This is a genomic window from Jiella avicenniae (genome assembly GCF_021390325.1).
Taxonomy (GTDB): Bacteria; Pseudomonadota; Alphaproteobacteria; order Rhizobiales; family Rhizobiaceae; genus Jiella; species Jiella avicenniae.
The window spans coordinates 21,354-34,761 of record NZ_JAJUWU010000005.1; the positions used below are offsets into that span (position 1 = coordinate 21,354).

Annotated in this window: 13 protein-coding genes; 7 read left to right on the forward strand and 6 right to left on the reverse strand. The window is 66.9% G+C overall.

Annotated features, from left to right (window positions below):
* Positions 1-2: 2 nt before the first annotated feature.
* The 4 genes from LZD57_RS06480 (at position 3) to LZD57_RS06495 (ending at position 4,850) form a co-directional block, all read left to right on the forward strand.
* Positions 3-827, forward strand: coding sequence for a TVP38/TMEM64 family protein (locus LZD57_RS06480; protein ID WP_233718666.1), 825 nt, complete (start codon positions 3-5; stop codon positions 825-827).
* A 47-nt stretch (positions 828-874) separates the two neighbouring features.
* Positions 875-2,299, forward strand: coding sequence for a dihydrolipoyl dehydrogenase family protein (locus LZD57_RS06485; protein WP_233718668.1), 1,425 nt, complete (start codon positions 875-877; stop codon positions 2,297-2,299).
* A 156-nt stretch (positions 2,300-2,455) separates the two neighbouring features.
* The gene (locus LZD57_RS06490) at positions 2,456-3,943 is read left to right on the forward strand and encodes an ATP-binding protein (protein ID WP_233718670.1); all 1,488 of its coding nucleotides are present in this window, start codon (positions 2,456-2,458) and stop codon (positions 3,941-3,943) included.
* A gap of 82 nt (positions 3,944-4,025) precedes the next feature.
* Positions 4,026-4,850, forward strand: coding sequence for a sulfite exporter TauE/SafE family protein (locus tag LZD57_RS06495; RefSeq protein ID WP_233718671.1), 825 nt, complete (start codon positions 4,026-4,028; stop codon positions 4,848-4,850).
* A 19-nt stretch (positions 4,851-4,869) separates the two neighbouring features.
* On the opposite strand, the gene LZD57_RS06500 is transcribed toward LZD57_RS06495, so the two are convergent.
* From LZD57_RS06500 to LZD57_RS06510, 3 genes are all read right to left on the reverse strand, one after another.
* A complete protein-coding gene (locus LZD57_RS06500; protein WP_233718672.1) occupies positions 4,870-5,580 on the reverse strand; it encodes a retropepsin-like aspartic protease family protein in 711 nt (236 codons plus the stop codon).
* Positions 5,570-5,821 (reverse strand): DUF1289 domain-containing protein, encoded by a 252-nt coding sequence (locus tag LZD57_RS06505; RefSeq protein WP_233718674.1) that lies wholly within the window; start codon positions 5,819-5,821, stop codon positions 5,570-5,572. The genes LZD57_RS06500 and LZD57_RS06505 overlap by 11 nt, the downstream gene beginning before the upstream one ends.
* Positions 5,822-5,915: 94 nt before the next feature.
* Positions 5,916-7,430, reverse strand: a complete 1,515-nt coding sequence (locus tag LZD57_RS06510; protein ID WP_233718676.1) for a sensor histidine kinase — start codon at positions 7,428-7,430, stop codon at positions 5,916-5,918.
* 179 nt (positions 7,431-7,609) lie between these two features.
* On the opposite strand from LZD57_RS06510, the gene LZD57_RS06515 reads away from it, so the two are divergent.
* The 3 genes from LZD57_RS06515 (at position 7,610) to LZD57_RS06525 (ending at position 9,228) form a co-directional block, all read left to right on the forward strand.
* Positions 7,610-8,221: a glutathione S-transferase gene (locus LZD57_RS06515; protein ID WP_233718677.1), complete on the forward strand. Its 612-nt coding sequence runs from the start codon at positions 7,610-7,612 to the stop codon at positions 8,219-8,221.
* A gap of 9 nt (positions 8,222-8,230) precedes the next feature.
* Complete coding sequence (locus LZD57_RS06520) at positions 8,231-8,872, forward strand: uracil-DNA glycosylase family protein (protein ID WP_233718679.1); 642 nt, start codon at positions 8,231-8,233, stop codon at positions 8,870-8,872.
* A gap of 113 nt (positions 8,873-8,985) precedes the next feature.
* Positions 8,986-9,228 carry an Lrp/AsnC family transcriptional regulator gene (locus LZD57_RS06525; protein ID WP_163464652.1) on the forward strand — a complete coding sequence of 81 codons (243 nt, stop codon included), beginning with the start codon at positions 8,986-8,988 and terminating at the stop codon, positions 9,226-9,228.
* On the opposite strand, the gene LZD57_RS06530 is transcribed toward LZD57_RS06525, so the two are convergent.
* From LZD57_RS06530 to LZD57_RS06540, 3 genes are all read right to left on the reverse strand, one after another.
* Positions 9,127-10,389: a GGDEF domain-containing protein gene (locus LZD57_RS06530; protein WP_233718680.1), complete on the reverse strand. Its 1,263-nt coding sequence runs from the start codon at positions 10,387-10,389 to the stop codon at positions 9,127-9,129. The two genes, LZD57_RS06525 and LZD57_RS06530, sit on opposite strands and share 102 nt — an antisense overlap.
* 358 nt (positions 10,390-10,747) lie before the next feature.
* Positions 10,748-11,548 (reverse strand): outer membrane protein, encoded by an 801-nt coding sequence (locus tag LZD57_RS06535; protein ID WP_233718682.1) that lies wholly within the window; start codon positions 11,546-11,548, stop codon positions 10,748-10,750.
* Between the two features lie 134 nt (positions 11,549-11,682).
* Entirely contained in the window at positions 11,683-13,323 is a 1,641-nt protein-coding gene (locus LZD57_RS06540; protein ID WP_233718684.1) for an acetate--CoA ligase, read from the reverse strand.
* Positions 13,324-13,408: the final 85 nt, after the last annotated feature.

The following is a 13,408-nucleotide window of genomic DNA, read 5'->3' on the forward strand; positions in this document are numbered from 1 at the left end:
CCATGCCGATCGCAAGGCCGAAGCCGAACGACCCGTGTACCGCCTCGTCGACCGACGAGCGGGATCGCGGGGTCGAAGCCGCATCGCCTGCCGGAAAGGGGCGCTCGGCCGCGACGCCCGCCACCCTCTCGCGTTTTCTGCCGCTCCTCGTCCTCGTCGCCGTTCTGGTCCTCGCCTATGCCTTCGGCCTCCATCGATACATCTCGCTGCAGGCCTTTCTCGACAGCCGGGAGCAGCTGAAGGCTTTCGTCGGTGACAATCTCGTCCTTGCCAGCCTCGGCTTCGTCTTCCTCTATGCCGGGCTCGTCGCCGTCTCCTTTCCCGCCGCCTCGCTGGTGACGGTGGCGTCCGGGTTCCTCTTCGGCTGGCTCGTCGGCGGGACGTTGACGGTGATCGGCGCCACCCTTGGGGCGACCATCCTCTTCCTCGCCGCGCGCACCGCTTTCGGCGACGTCCTGCGCAGAAAGTCCGGCGGCGCCATCGCCCGGTTCGCGGAAGGGTTTCGCGACGACGCCTTCACCTATCTTCTGCTCCTCCGGCTGACGCCCGTGCTGCCGTTCTTCGTCGTCAACGTCGCGCCCGCCTTCTTCGACGTGACGCTCGGAACCTACGTCGCCACCACCTTTCTCGGCATCATCCCGGGCTCCATGGCCTATGCGTTTCTCGGCTCCGGCCTCGATCAGGCGCTGGTCAATGCCGGCGAAAACGACGTGTCGATCAAGGATCTCGTGACGCCGGAAATGACCATCGCCCTTGTCGGCCTCGCCGTACTGGCCATTCTCGGCGTCGTGCTGAAGAAGACGGTGCTGCGCAAGCGGACCGCTTGATCCGCGTGTCTTCGAAAGGCGGGGTGGATGAGAGAGGAGAGTGGCCGATGGCGCCCGTTCTGAAGCCGGATCTCTGCGTCATCGGCGCCGGCTCCGGCGGCCTGACGACGGCCGCGGCGGCGGCGGCCTTCGGCGTGAAGGTCGTCTTGATCGAGCGCGGCAAGATGGGCGGCGACTGCCTGAACTATGGCTGCGTGCCGTCCAAGGCGCTGATCGCGGCCGGCAAGCACGTCGCCGCGATCCGCGAGGCGAAGCGTTTCGGCATTTCGGCCGGCGAGCCCGAAGTCGATTTCGCCGCGGTCAAGGATCACGTCCGCGGCGTCATCGAAGCGATCGCGCCGAACGATTCGGTGGAGCGCTTCGAGGGCCTCGGCGTCACGGTGCTGCAATCGAATGCCGAATTCGTCGACGAGAAGACCGTTTCGGCCGGAGGCCGGATCGTCGAGGCCCGCCGCTACGTCGTCGCCGCCGGCTCCTCGCCCTTCGTGCCGCCGATCGACGGGCTGGCGGAAACGCCTTTCTTCACCAACGAGACGATCTTCGACCTCCGCGAGCGGCCCGATCATCTGGTCGTCATCGGCGGCGGTCCGATCGGTCTCGAACTCGCACAGGCGCATCGCCGGCTCGGCTCGAAGGTGACGGTGCTGGAAGCGGGCACCTTCCTCGGCCGCGACGATCCGGAACTCGCCGCCGTCGTCCTCGACCGGTTGCGGGATGAGGGGGTGAGTCTGCGCAAGGGCGCCAAGGTCGTCGCCGTCGGGAAGGCGGATGCCGGCCCCTCAATCACCATCGAGACGGGCGAGGGCCGCGAGGAGATTACGGCGAGCCACCTCCTCGTCGCCGTCGGTCGGGCGCCCAACGTCGAGGGGCTCGGCCTGAAGGCGGCAGGCATCGACTACGATGCGAAAGGCATCAAGGTGCGCCCGGATCTGCGAACCACCAACCGCCGCGTCTATGCCGTCGGCGACATTGCCGGTGGCCCGCAATTCACCCATGTCGCCAACTATCAGGCCGGCCTCGTCCTTCGCCCGATCCTTTTCCGCCTGCCCGTCCGGGAGCTGCGCGACCATTTGCCGCATGTGACCTTCACCGATCCCGAACTCGGCCAGGTCGGGGCCACGGAGGCCGAGGCGAAGGCTTCCGGGACGCTGACCGACGTGCTGCGCTGGCCCTACGCCGAAAACGACCGGGCCCAGGCGGAACGCCGGACCGAGGGGCTGGTGAAACTGGTGTTGGGAAAAGGCGGGCGCATCATCGGCGCCGGCGTCGTCGGGCAGGCGGCCGGCGAAATGACCAACATGCTGTCGCTGGCAGTCGGCAAGAAGATGGCCGTCTCCGATCTCCGCGACTTCATTTCGCCCTATCCGACCCTGTCGGAAATTGGAAAGCGCGCCGCAACGGTCTACTATCGCCCCTATACCGAAAAGGCCTTCGTGCGTCGGCTGGTGCGCTTGCTTGCCCGGTTCGGTTGAAGGCCGATGATGGTTTCGCCGCTTTGATCTCGGCTGGGGGGCCGACGGGCGGTGCGAACGGGGTCCGGCTCGGGCGGGATCCGGGATCGAGTGCGAATGCCGCCTGAGGGCGGCCGGACGAGAGCGGGGACATTCTTGGACGATTCCGGGAGATCGGTGGCGGGCCCATCCGGTGCCCAGCCCTTGCCGAAGGTGCGGCGGCGGCTGTCGACGCGCATCCTCGTCATCACTGCGCTCGCCGTCATGCTGGCCGAGGTGCTGATCTTCGTCCCGTCGATCGCCAAGTTCCGCTACGACTGGTTGACCGCCAAGATCGAGACCGTCGCCGTCGCCGGTCTCGCTTCGGAAGAGGTCGACTCCGGTCCCGGCTCGGTGCTCGGGCCGAACCAGGAATCGGCGCTGCTCAAGGCCCTCGACGCCCAGCTCATCGCCATCAACGACCGGGATGCCTCGCGGCTTCTCGCGCGGGCCGAGACCGTCGGCATTCCGGACGTGCAGATCTCCCTGTCCGACCAGTCGGCGATGGAGACGATCCTCGGGGCGTTCGATACGCTGCTGTTCGGCGGCAGCAATCGGACGATGCGGGTCCAGGGCACGGTCGGCGACGGGGCACTGCGGGCCGAAGTGGTGATGGCCGAGCAGCCCTTGCGGCGGGCGATGCTGGTCTATTCCCGCAACGTCTTCCTGTTGTCGCTGTCGATCGCGCTTTTCGCCGCGCTCCTCGTCTACACCGCGATCAGCCGCTACCTCGTGCGGCCGATCCTCAACATGACCCGGTCGATGGTCAGCTTCGGCGCCAACCCGACCGATCCGGACCGGATCATCAAGCCGAACCGCCGGGCCGACGAGATCGGCGTCGCCGAGGGCGAACTCGCCGAAATGCAGCGGCGGCTGAACGAGACCCTCCGCGAGCAGCGCCACCTCGCCGAACTCGGCCTCGCCGTCTCCAAGATCAATCACGATCTGCGCAACATCCTCGCCTCCAGCCAGATGATCTCCGATCGGCTGGCGGCGGTCGAGGATCCGACGGTGCAGCGCTTCGCCCCCTTGCTTCTGCGCAGCCTCGACCGGGCGCTGCATTACACCCAGTCGGTGCTGGCCTATGGTCGGGCGGTGGAGAGCAAACCGGTGCGCCGCGAGGTGCGCCTGAGACCGCTCGCCGACGACGTCTTCGAAAGCCTCGCCCTCGACGCGAAGTCGGGGATCAGGCTGGTCAACGCCGTGCCGGCCGATCTGCTCGTCCTGGTCGATCCGGACCAGTTCCACCGCGTCATGCTCAACCTCTGCCGCAATGCCGTCGAGGCCTTGTCGAGCCTCGCCGAAGATCCCTCCGTCGTGGTGCGCCAGATCCGCATCGGCGCGGATCTGCAGATGGCCGGACCGGGGGGCTGGGGCGAGTTGCAGATGTTCGTCGAGGACAGCGGCCCCGGACTTCCCGAAGTTGCCCGCGAGAACCTCTTCAAGGCCTTTCGCGGCTCCGCCCGCGCGGGCGGGACCGGTCTCGGCCTGCCGATCGCAGCGGAAATCGTCGAGGCGCATGGCGGCGAGATCAGGCTGGCGAAGCGCGACCAGCCCGGCACGTGCTTTGAAATCAAGCTTTCCGGCAAGGCGGCGCGGCGGGAATCGGCGGCGGTCCAGGCGTGATCCCGCGCCGTCGGTGGAAAATGCGACGGCCGCCTTACGAAAGTTGCTGCATCGTGCCGCCCCGATCGGCTAGGCCGTCGCAATGACCATTCCCGACGGCGTCAGCCTCATCCCCATCGTCCTGACACTCCTTGCCGCGGCGGCGGCGGCCGGGTTTCTCGCCGGCCTGTTCGGAATCGGCGGCGGGGCGATCTTCGTCCCTGTGCTCTACCAGACCTTCGAGACCCTCGGCGTCAGCCATCTCGTCTCGATGCATCTCGCCGTCGGCTCGTCGATCGCCATCATCGTGCCGACGTCGATCCGGTCGCTGACGTCGCATCTGGAACGAGGCGCCGTCGACACGACGCTCCTGAAGCAATGGCTGATGGCGATTCCGCTCGGCGCCGTCGTCGGCGCGCTCACCGCCTCGCTGGCGAGTTCGGCTGAGTTGAGGGCGATCTTCGCGACGCTCGCCTTCCTCCTCGGCCTGAAGATGCTGATCGGCCGGCTCTCCTTCCATCTCGGCGAGGATCTGCCGGGGGGCTTCGGCCGGTTCGTCGCCGGCTTCGTGATCGGCCTCCTGTCGGCGCTGATGGGGATCGGCGGCGGCGTTCTCAACAACACCTTCATGACGCTCTACGGCCGGCCGATCCACCAGGCGGTGGCGACGAGCGCCGGCGTCGGCGCGCTGATCGCCGTGCCCGGGCTCCTGACCTACGTCGCCGGCGGCTGGGGCGAGGCGGCCTTGCCCGCCTTCAGCCTCGGCTATGTCAACGTCTTCGCCGTCGCGCTCGTCGCGCCCGCCTCGATCCTCGCCGTGCCGCTCGGCGCCTCGCTGGCGCACCGGCTGTCGCGCCGGCAACTGGAACTCGGCTTCGGCTGCTTCCTGCTGATCGTCGCGGCACGCTTCGCCTGGAGCCTGATCTGACGCTCGGCCCGGACCGGGCTCAGTCCGTCAGCACCAGCCGGTCGCCGCGAAAGTCGTAGGAGGTGAGCGTGCCGAGGAAGCTCATGCCGAGAAGCACGGTGTCGAGACCTCGGCCTTCGGTCACTGCGGCCGTGACGTTGGTTCGCGTGATCCCGCCGATGGTGACCGATTGGAGCCGGATCGGCGCGGCCCGGGCGATGCCGTTGGCGGTCATGACCTCGTTGGAAAAATTCAGCCGCGAGAGATCGACGCCGACCGAGCGAGCCGTCGCGGCATCCATCGCGATCACCGAAGCGCCGGTATCGACTATGAAGGTCGTCGGCTCGCCGTCGATCGCGCCGTCGAGGTAGAAATGCCCGTCGGCGGCTCGCGTCGCCATGAAGCGGCGATGTCCGCCTTCCTCGCCGAGAGGCACCACGCTGCCGGGCATCAGGACTGCGGAAATCCGGTTCTTCAGCGCCAGAAATTCCGGCTGGAAGGCGTAGACGCCGATCACCACGGCGAAGACGGCCGTCCAGATCAGGACGTTGCGCAGCATCTGCCCGAAGCGGAACCGCGCCGACATCACCACGACGGCGCCGATCGCGAGCCCGAAAATGGCGAGCCGGGCCACATGCGCGAAACGTCCCTCGTCGAGACCGAAGATCGTGCCGTCCCCGTTGGTCACGAGCAGCACCAGCGTCAGGGCGAGGGCACCCAGCACGAAATACAGGATCAGATCACGACGCATCGCCGCTCGCTACAGTCCTCTGCCATCGCGCGTCTCGATCGCGCGCCGACGCGGTCCCGGTGTTCGTCGCGCCGTCCGGGTCGGCCTTCGCCTCACCGAGCCTTGCCATGATGGTTCGCCGCGTCTGCGGCGAGAAGGATGCCCAACCGGCGATCTCCTCGATCGTGCGCCCGCAGCCGAGGCAGAGCTCGGTCGCAGGGTCGATGCTGCAGATCCGGATGCAGGGGCTTTCGATCGCCATCGAAACTCGGCTGGGGGATAAACGGGTCAACTGCCGCCCATATGGCGGCGTTCCGCCCGGGGTGCAACCGAGCGCCGTCTTTCCGGGCGCCGGGTCACTCGGCGGCCCACCGCGGATCGTCGAGCGCCGGCATCACTTCGAGAACGCGCGATTGCGGGAAGATGGCGATGCTCTCGGTGCCCTCGCGCAGCTTCGAACGAAGCTGAAACTCGCCATTGTGGAGCCTGACGAGCGCCTGGACGATCGGCAGGCCGAGGCCGGTTCCCTGTTCGGCGCTCTTCATCGCCACCGAGCCCTGGCCGAAGGTGGACAGGACGATCGGAATTTCCGCCTCTGCGATGCCCGGGCCGTCGTCCTTCACCGAAACGTACTGACCGGCTCCCGCCGTCCAGCCGACGGAGACGACGATCTCGCCGCCGCGCGGGGTGAACTTCACCGCATTGGACAGGAGATTGAGGATGATCTGGCGAACCGCTCGTTCATCGGCCCAAAGGGCCGGAAGATCCTGCTCGAAGGCGCCGCGGACCCGCAGTCCCTTCGCCTCCGCCTTGATCCGCACGACGCCCAGGCACTCCTTGGCGATGGCGACGAGCTCGACCGCCTCCTCGTTGAGGTTGAACTGTCCGGCCTCGATGCGGGACAGGTCGAGGATCTCGTTGATCAGCCCGAGCAGGTGCTGGCCGGAGGAATGGATGTCGCGAACGTATGAGCGATAGGTATCGGAGCCGAGCGGACCGAGCATCTCGCCGCTCATCACCTCCGAAAAGCCGAGAATGGCGTTGAGCGGGGTTCTGAGTTCGTGGCTCATCGTGGCGAGGAAACGGGATTTGGCGAGGTTGGCGTCTTCTGCCCGCCGCCGCGCTTCGTCGGAGATCACCCTTGCGGTCTCGAGCTCGGCGATCAACTCGTCCTTTTCGGCCCGGTGGACGAAGCCGCGCAGCGCCGAGCGCCGCAAGATCTCGCTGACGAGGGAAAAGAAGGCGACGGCGGCGATCAGGATGCCGGTCATCGCGATGTGGACGGCATTGGGCTCGCCGGCGAGGCCGAGGCCGAGGAATACCGCGGCGAGCGCGAAAGTCACCGGAACCACGGCCTTCAGGGTGAAGGAGATCATCGCCGTCGAGGCGATGACGACGAACAGCACGGTGAACTGGAAGATCCCGAATTCGCGGCCCGGGAAGCCGGCCGGATCGAGCGCGGCGAGATAGACCCAGCACAGGCCCGTCATCGCATGGCCGGTGAGGAACAGGCCGCGCCAGCGCGCCAGCCCCTCGTCCGGAATCGGCTCGCTGCCGAAGCGGCGCGCCGTCGCCACCAAAGCGAGGTAACAGCCGAGGGCGACGAGCGTCCACAGCGCGGCCGGCACGGGCCCGAGAAACACCGACAGACCGAATCCCGTCGCCATGACCGGCAGCGGCAGGACGAAGGCCGCGGCCTTCAGCGCGGCCGCATGCTGGACCAGAAGCTCGCGGGTGAAACGCGGCCCGATCTCGCCGCGCATCGCCAGACGCTCGCGAGCGGCCCGCAGCGTCTTCGCGAGATCGCCGTTGCGATTGGCCGGTCGGCGGGCGGAGCCATGGTCGACGGTGGGCGGTGCTGCAAAAGACATGAACTGACGGCAAAAGGCCTTCGATCGCGTTTCGGTCCGACCGCCATTCTGTTTCCCCAACCTTAAAAAAATGCCTTAAGGAACCGGAAATTCTCGCAGGCCCCGTCGTTGCGCCGGAATGCCGGGAACAAACCGGCGGCGGAGGCTTTCCGCAGAAGCGAAAGACGGGAGGAAAACCGATGCGCCTGTTCGATGGTGGCCGCGCGCCCAATCCGCGGCGGACGCGGATCTTCCTGGCCGAGAAGCAGGTCGAGATCGCGCTCGTGCCGGTCGACATGGCGAGGCTGGAGCACCGCTCGGACGAGATCGCCAGCCGCAATCCCTTCAAGCGGCTGCCGGTGCTCGAACTGGACGACGGCACCGTCATCACCGAATCGATCGCCATCTGCCGCTATGTCGAGGCACTGCATCCCGAGCCGCCGCTGTTCGGCACGACGCCGATCGAGATTGCCATGATCGAGATGTGGAACCGCCGGCTCGAACTGGGGCTCTATGCATCCGTCGCTGCGGCTTTCCGTCACATTCATCCGGCCATGGCCGAGTGGGAGGTGCCGCAGGTCCCCGCCTGGGGCGAGGCGAATCGCGATAAGGCCGCGGAGTTCCTGCATCTCTTCGACGGCCATCTCGCGGCCAACCGCTTCGCCGCGGGAGACGGCTTTTCCGTCGCCGACATCACCGGCCTCGTCGCGGTCGATTTCATGAAGCCGGCGAAGATCGCGATGCCGGAAGGGCTTTCGAACGTCGCGCGCTGGTACGACGAGGTCTCCGCCCGTCCGAGTGCCGGGGCCTGAGCGGACTTCATGCCCGACGGAAAGACGACCGGCGGCGCGGAGGATCCGCAGGCGCTCTACCGGACGATCCGGGCCTGCCGGATCTGCCGCGACGGACCGGTCGGTCCGCCGTTGCCGATCGAGCCCAATCCGGTCCTGGCGCTGTCGCACACGGCGCGGATCGTCGTCGCCGGGCAGGCGCCGGGCAACCTCGCCGACAAGACCACGAAGCCCTTCAACGACCCTTCCGGCATCCGCCTGCGGGACTGGATGGGGATCGGCCCGGAGATCTTCTACGATTCGTCCCGCATCGCCATCGTGCCCATGGGGTTCTGCTTTCCGGGCTACGACGGCAAGGGCGGCGACCTGCCACCGCGCCGCGAATGCCGCGCCACGTGGCATGCTCGGGTGATGGCGGCGATGCCGCAGGTCGAGCTGGTCCTGGCGATCGGCCTGCATGCCCAGCGCTTTCACGTCCGAGCCGGCCAGAAACGTTCGCTGACCGAGACGGTCGCCGACTGGCGGGCGGTCCTCGACGGTGGTGGCCGCTTCGCGCCGGTCCTGCCCCTGCCGCATCCCTCCTGGCGCAACAACGCCTGGCTGCGCCGCAATCCGTGGTTTGCGCATGAGCTCCTGCCCGAACTCAGACGCCGCGTCGCGGGGCTGATCTGACGAGGCGCCGCGCATGCAGCGCTTTCACGGCCTTGACGCCCGGCCTATAAGCCGTGACGATCATGGGCGGTTCCGACATGGCAATCGCGCACCGGCGACGGCGGGAAAAGACGATGCAGACGATTTTCGTACAGTTCAAATGCCGGCCGGGCATGGCCTACAAGGTGGCGGATTCGCTCGCACTGGAAGTCGAGGAGATTTCGGAGGTTTATTCGACCTCCGGCCATTACGATCTCATCGCCAAGTTCTATCTGTCAGACGATCGCGACATCGGCCACTTCGTTACGGAACGGCTTCAGGTTCTGGAGGGGGTGTCCGACACCTTCACGCTCGTTGCCTTCAAGGCTTTCGGATAGGTCTCCGGCGGGATCGGGCGGTGGCGGCGGCCAGACGCGGTTGCGGCCGGCCTGCTTGGCGGCGTAGAGCGCCGCGTCCGCGGCGGCGATGAGGGTTTCCGGCGAGACGGTTCGGACGTCGTCGACCATCGCGCCGATACTGACGGTGATGGCCGTCTCGCCATCCGCATGGCGCATCCCGAGGCCTTCGATCTCCATCCGGATGCGCTCGGCGATCCGCAAGGCGTCGTCCGGCGACGTCGACCGCAGGAGAACCAGAAATTCCTCGCCACCGAAGCGAACGACGAGATCGCGATCCCGGCGGGTGAGGCGGACCAAGAGATCGGCGATCTCCCGCAGGCACAGATCGCCGGCGAGATGGCCGTTCTGATCGTTGAACTGCTTGAAGTGATCGACGTCGATCATCAGGATGGCGATGGTCGACGATGACGATCCCAGCGCCAGCTCCGCGAACACCGCTTCCAGGCGGCGGCGGTTGAACAGCCCCGTCAAGGCATCGCGCGAGGCCTCCGTCTTCGCCTCTTCGATGCGCAGCTTGTCCTGCATGCGGCGCAGGAAGCCATGGCGCGCATCCCGCTGGATCTGGCGGTTTCCCGAGAGCGAGAGATAGGCGGCCGCAGCCGACGCCATCATGCCGATCACCAGCACGGGCAGAGGCGCTCCGGCGACGATCAACGTTCCCACATACACCATCAGGGCGAAGGCGCTGGCGACGATGGCATGCCAGTATTCCATCCGGAACAACAGGTTCATGTAAATCAACACGAAGATCGCCAGATAATGATAGTGCTGCGCCGCCTCGCTGGCGCTGTACGAGTAGATCACCATGATCTGGCCGATCATCGCGAGCGGACCGAGCGCCGTGCAGACGTCCTGGGTGCGGGGATCGCAATCGCTCTGCATGCAGAGCGAGGAGAGAATGATGATTGGCGAGACGAGGAGGAAGTGCAGGGCGACGCTGAGCCGGAAGGTCTCCGGCAACAGGACATAATCGACGACGAGAAAGACGTTGTAGCAGACCAGTGTCGGACCGAGCATCGCGGTCGACAGGCGCCGCCGGAAGCGCGAGCGGTAAGCGTGATAGGTGGTCTCGACGCTTTGCGGAAAGGCAAGGCGATAGCCGCGTTCGAGTATCAGTCGGTCGACGTGATCCAGCTGCATGGCGTTGCGACATCCTCCGCAACTGATACTGCCTGATTACAACTTAAAGCCGCCTTTACGGGATCGCTCAAAAGCAAGGATGATTGCCGCGCAGAGAGGTGGCGCGGCGACGGCCGATCGGTGCAGCTTCGATCCGGGGGGCACAGAGCGCCGTGCGTCCAATCGGACCCACAAAGGACGATCTAAGCCATTGAATCTCCGCATCGTGCTTTTGGAAAATCGACTCCGAATTTCGGGCCGATGCTGTAGTGCCGGAAAAGGCCCATCATCGATCCGCGGATCGATGATGGGCCTGCGGCTCCCGCGGCGGTCCACCGCAGAGAAGGAAGTCCCGTGCGCCCGAGCCCGGGCGCCCGGCCTACCAGAGCGAATAGCGGATGCCCGCCTGGATCGTATGACGCTGGAAGCCGTCGTCGCTGCTGCTGGCGCTGAAGGTGTCGCCGGTGGAGGTGTCGACACCTGAGACCGAAAGCATTTCGCCGCCGTCGACGTCGGTGAAGCGATAGCCGAGATCGAACTTCAGATTCTGCGACACGTCGTAGGAGACGCCGGCCATCAGCGAATAGGCGAAACGCCAGTCGGAACCTTCCTTGATGCCGAGTTCGTCGTAGGTGGAACTGCAATCGATCCCGGCATAGTTGCATTTCAGGTCGTAGGATACCTGGACGCCGCCCGCGCCGGCGCCGAGGTAGGGCGTGAAGCCGGCATAGGTGCCGAGGTCGACATAGGCGTTGGCCATCAGCTCGTAGGCCGTCGCCTCGGTGTCGAGGGAGACGCCGTCGGAGGCGAGGCTGGCACCATCGACGTCGCGGCTCCAATAGCCGAAGGTTGCGTCGGCACGAAGGAATTCGTTGAACTTGTAGCCGATGCCGGCGCTGAAGGAGGCGCTGGCCGGGAGTTCTAGGCCGTCGTAAGTGCCGCTGGCCACAGTGGCGCCGTTGACGCTGGCATCGAAGCTGGTGTCGAGGTCGCTCTTGAACTGATAACCGACGTCGCCGCGCAGGTACCAGCCGGTGCCGATCTCGACCGGCTGCACCTCCGGCACGTTCTGATAGGTCGGCATTTCGTAGATCGGTGAAAGATCGGCGGCGATGGCCGTCCCGCTCGCCGAGCAGATCGCGACAGACGCGAGTGCGCCGAACCAGTTCCACACTTTCATCGACTTCAGGTCCTCTGCCCATGGCGGCTTGAATTGCGGCCGAGCTTGCCGCGGCCACCTTGAGCGGGACTGTCGCAGGGAAGGGTTAATCGGCCGTTAACCGTGTTTCTTAACCATGCCGGATCGCCGGACGGTCATCTTTCGGATCTCTCGGCCGCCTCGGCCCGGGCGCGCTCGCGAAACATCCGGCGGACGATCTTGCCGCTGGTCGTCAGCGGCATCTCGTCGACGAAGGCGATCTCGCGCGGATATTCGTGGGCGGACAGCCTCGTGCGCACGAATGCCTGGATCTCGTCGGCGAGGGCCGGTGATGCCGGTTGCCCGTCCCTGAGGACGACATAGGCCTTGACGATCTCGGTGCGCAGCGGGTCCGGCTTTCCCACGACGGCGGCGAGTTTCACCGCCTCGTGGGCGAGCAGGCAGTTTTCCACCTCGCCAGGGCCGATCCGGTAACCTGCCGAAGTGATGATGTCGTCGTCGCGGCCGAGGAAGGCGACGTAGCCGTCCGCGTCCATCACCGCCTGATCGCCGGTCATCAGCCAGTCGCCGGAGAACTTCGCCGCGGTCGCTGCCGGATCCTGCCAGTAGTTCAGGAACATCACCGGGTCCGGCGCCCTGACCGCGATGGTTCCGGGCGTGCCCGCCGGCACTTCCCGCCCGTCCTCGCCGAGAAGCGCCACGCGGTGGCCCGGTACGGGTTTGCCGATCGCCCCGGCGCGCGAGACGCCATGCGCCGCCGCGGAACCTAGGACCATGTTGCACTCGGTCTGCCCGTAAAATTCGTTGACCGTGATGGCCAGCGCCCGGCGCGCCCATTCGTAGGTCGCCGCCGGCAGGCTTTCGCCGGCCGACGCGATGGTGCGCAGGACGAGATCCTTCACCGCCGGCTCGTCGCCCGCAGCGGCCAGCATGCGCAAGGCCGTCGCCGGCAGGAAGGCGTTCCTGACGCCTTGCCGCGCCATCAGACGGTAGGCCTCTTCCGCCCGGAACCGCTCGGCCGAAAACACCACGGGGACGCCGAGCTGCAGCGACGGCAGGAGGACGTTGAGAAGACCGCCCGCCCACGCCCAGTCGGACGGTGTCCATATCCGGTCGCCGGGCCGCGGGTAATCCTCGTGGTGGAAGCGTATGCCCGGCAGATGGCCGAGGACGACCCGATGGCCATGCAGCGCGCCCTTCGGCGGCCCGGTCGTCCCCGAGGTGAAGATGATCAGCGCCGGATCGTCCGGCACGGTCGCGGCGTCTTCGAGCGTACCGCCGGGCTCGGCGATCAGCTTTTCGAAGTCGAACCAGCCAGCGCCGGGATCGTCCTCGCCCTCGACCACGACGACGCTTTCGAGCGCCGGAAGCGAATCCCGGACGGCGCCGAAGGTCTCGAGCCCTTCGCGGTGCAGCACGGCCATCTTCGCGCCCGCGGCCTTCAATCGGAAGCCCAGCGCCTCGGGGCCGAAGCGCATCGCCAGCGGCACGGCGATGGCCCCCAGCCGGTAGACGGCGAGATGGGCGATCACCGTCTGGAAGCTCTGCGGCAGGACGATCGCCACCCGGTCGCCTCGGCCGACGCCCTTCGCCGCCATCGCCGCGGCGAGCCTGCGGGACGAATCGGCCAGTCCGCCGTAGTCGAGCGTCCTCGCCGGAGCCTCGCCGCGGTCTTCGACGAGGCAGATCCGGTCCGGCTCGCTCCGCGCCCAGCCGTCGGCGCAGGCGGCGGCGATGTTGTAGCGGGCCGGGAGGTTCCAGGCGAAATCGGCGGTGAGCGTCTGATAATTTTGCATCGCGACATGCCAAGAAGCACTCGCCGCGCGTCGCGGCAAGGGCCGGCGTCCGTCGGTGACCCGGAAGCGCTTGCTCGTGGCTCGG

Excerpts from the sequence above, each read along its gene's own strand:
- LZD57_RS06495 (WP_233718671.1), top strand. The coding sequence starts at position 4,026 with ATGACCATTCCCGACGGCGTCAGCCTCATCCCCATCGTCCTGACACTC.
- LZD57_RS06530 (WP_233718680.1), bottom strand. The coding sequence starts at position 10,389 with ATGCAGCTGGATCACGTCGACCGACTGATACTCGAACGCGGCTATCGC.
- LZD57_RS06505 (WP_233718674.1), bottom strand. The coding sequence starts at position 5,821 with ATGGCGATCGAAAGCCCCTGCATCCGGATCTGCAGCATCGACCCTGCG.
- LZD57_RS06540 (WP_233718684.1), bottom strand. The coding sequence starts at position 13,323 with ATGCAAAATTATCAGACGCTCACCGCCGATTTCGCCTGGAACCTCCCG.
- LZD57_RS06510 (WP_233718676.1), bottom strand. The coding sequence starts at position 7,430 with ATGTCTTTTGCAGCACCGCCCACCGTCGACCATGGCTCCGCCCGCCGA.
- LZD57_RS06535 (WP_233718682.1), bottom strand. The coding sequence starts at position 11,548 with ATGAAAGTGTGGAACTGGTTCGGCGCACTCGCGTCTGTCGCGATCTGC.
- LZD57_RS06515 (WP_233718677.1), top strand. The coding sequence starts at position 7,610 with ATGCGCCTGTTCGATGGTGGCCGCGCGCCCAATCCGCGGCGGACGCGG.
- LZD57_RS06485 (WP_233718668.1), top strand. The coding sequence starts at position 875 with ATGGCGCCCGTTCTGAAGCCGGATCTCTGCGTCATCGGCGCCGGCTCC.
- LZD57_RS06525 (WP_163464652.1), top strand. The coding sequence starts at position 8,986 with ATGCAGACGATTTTCGTACAGTTCAAATGCCGGCCGGGCATGGCCTAC.
- LZD57_RS06480 (WP_233718666.1), top strand. The coding sequence starts at position 3 with ATGCCGATCGCAAGGCCGAAGCCGAACGACCCGTGTACCGCCTCGTCG.
- LZD57_RS06500 (WP_233718672.1), bottom strand. The coding sequence starts at position 5,580 with ATGCGTCGTGATCTGATCCTGTATTTCGTGCTGGGTGCCCTCGCCCTG.
- LZD57_RS06520 (WP_233718679.1), top strand. The coding sequence starts at position 8,231 with ATGCCCGACGGAAAGACGACCGGCGGCGCGGAGGATCCGCAGGCGCTC.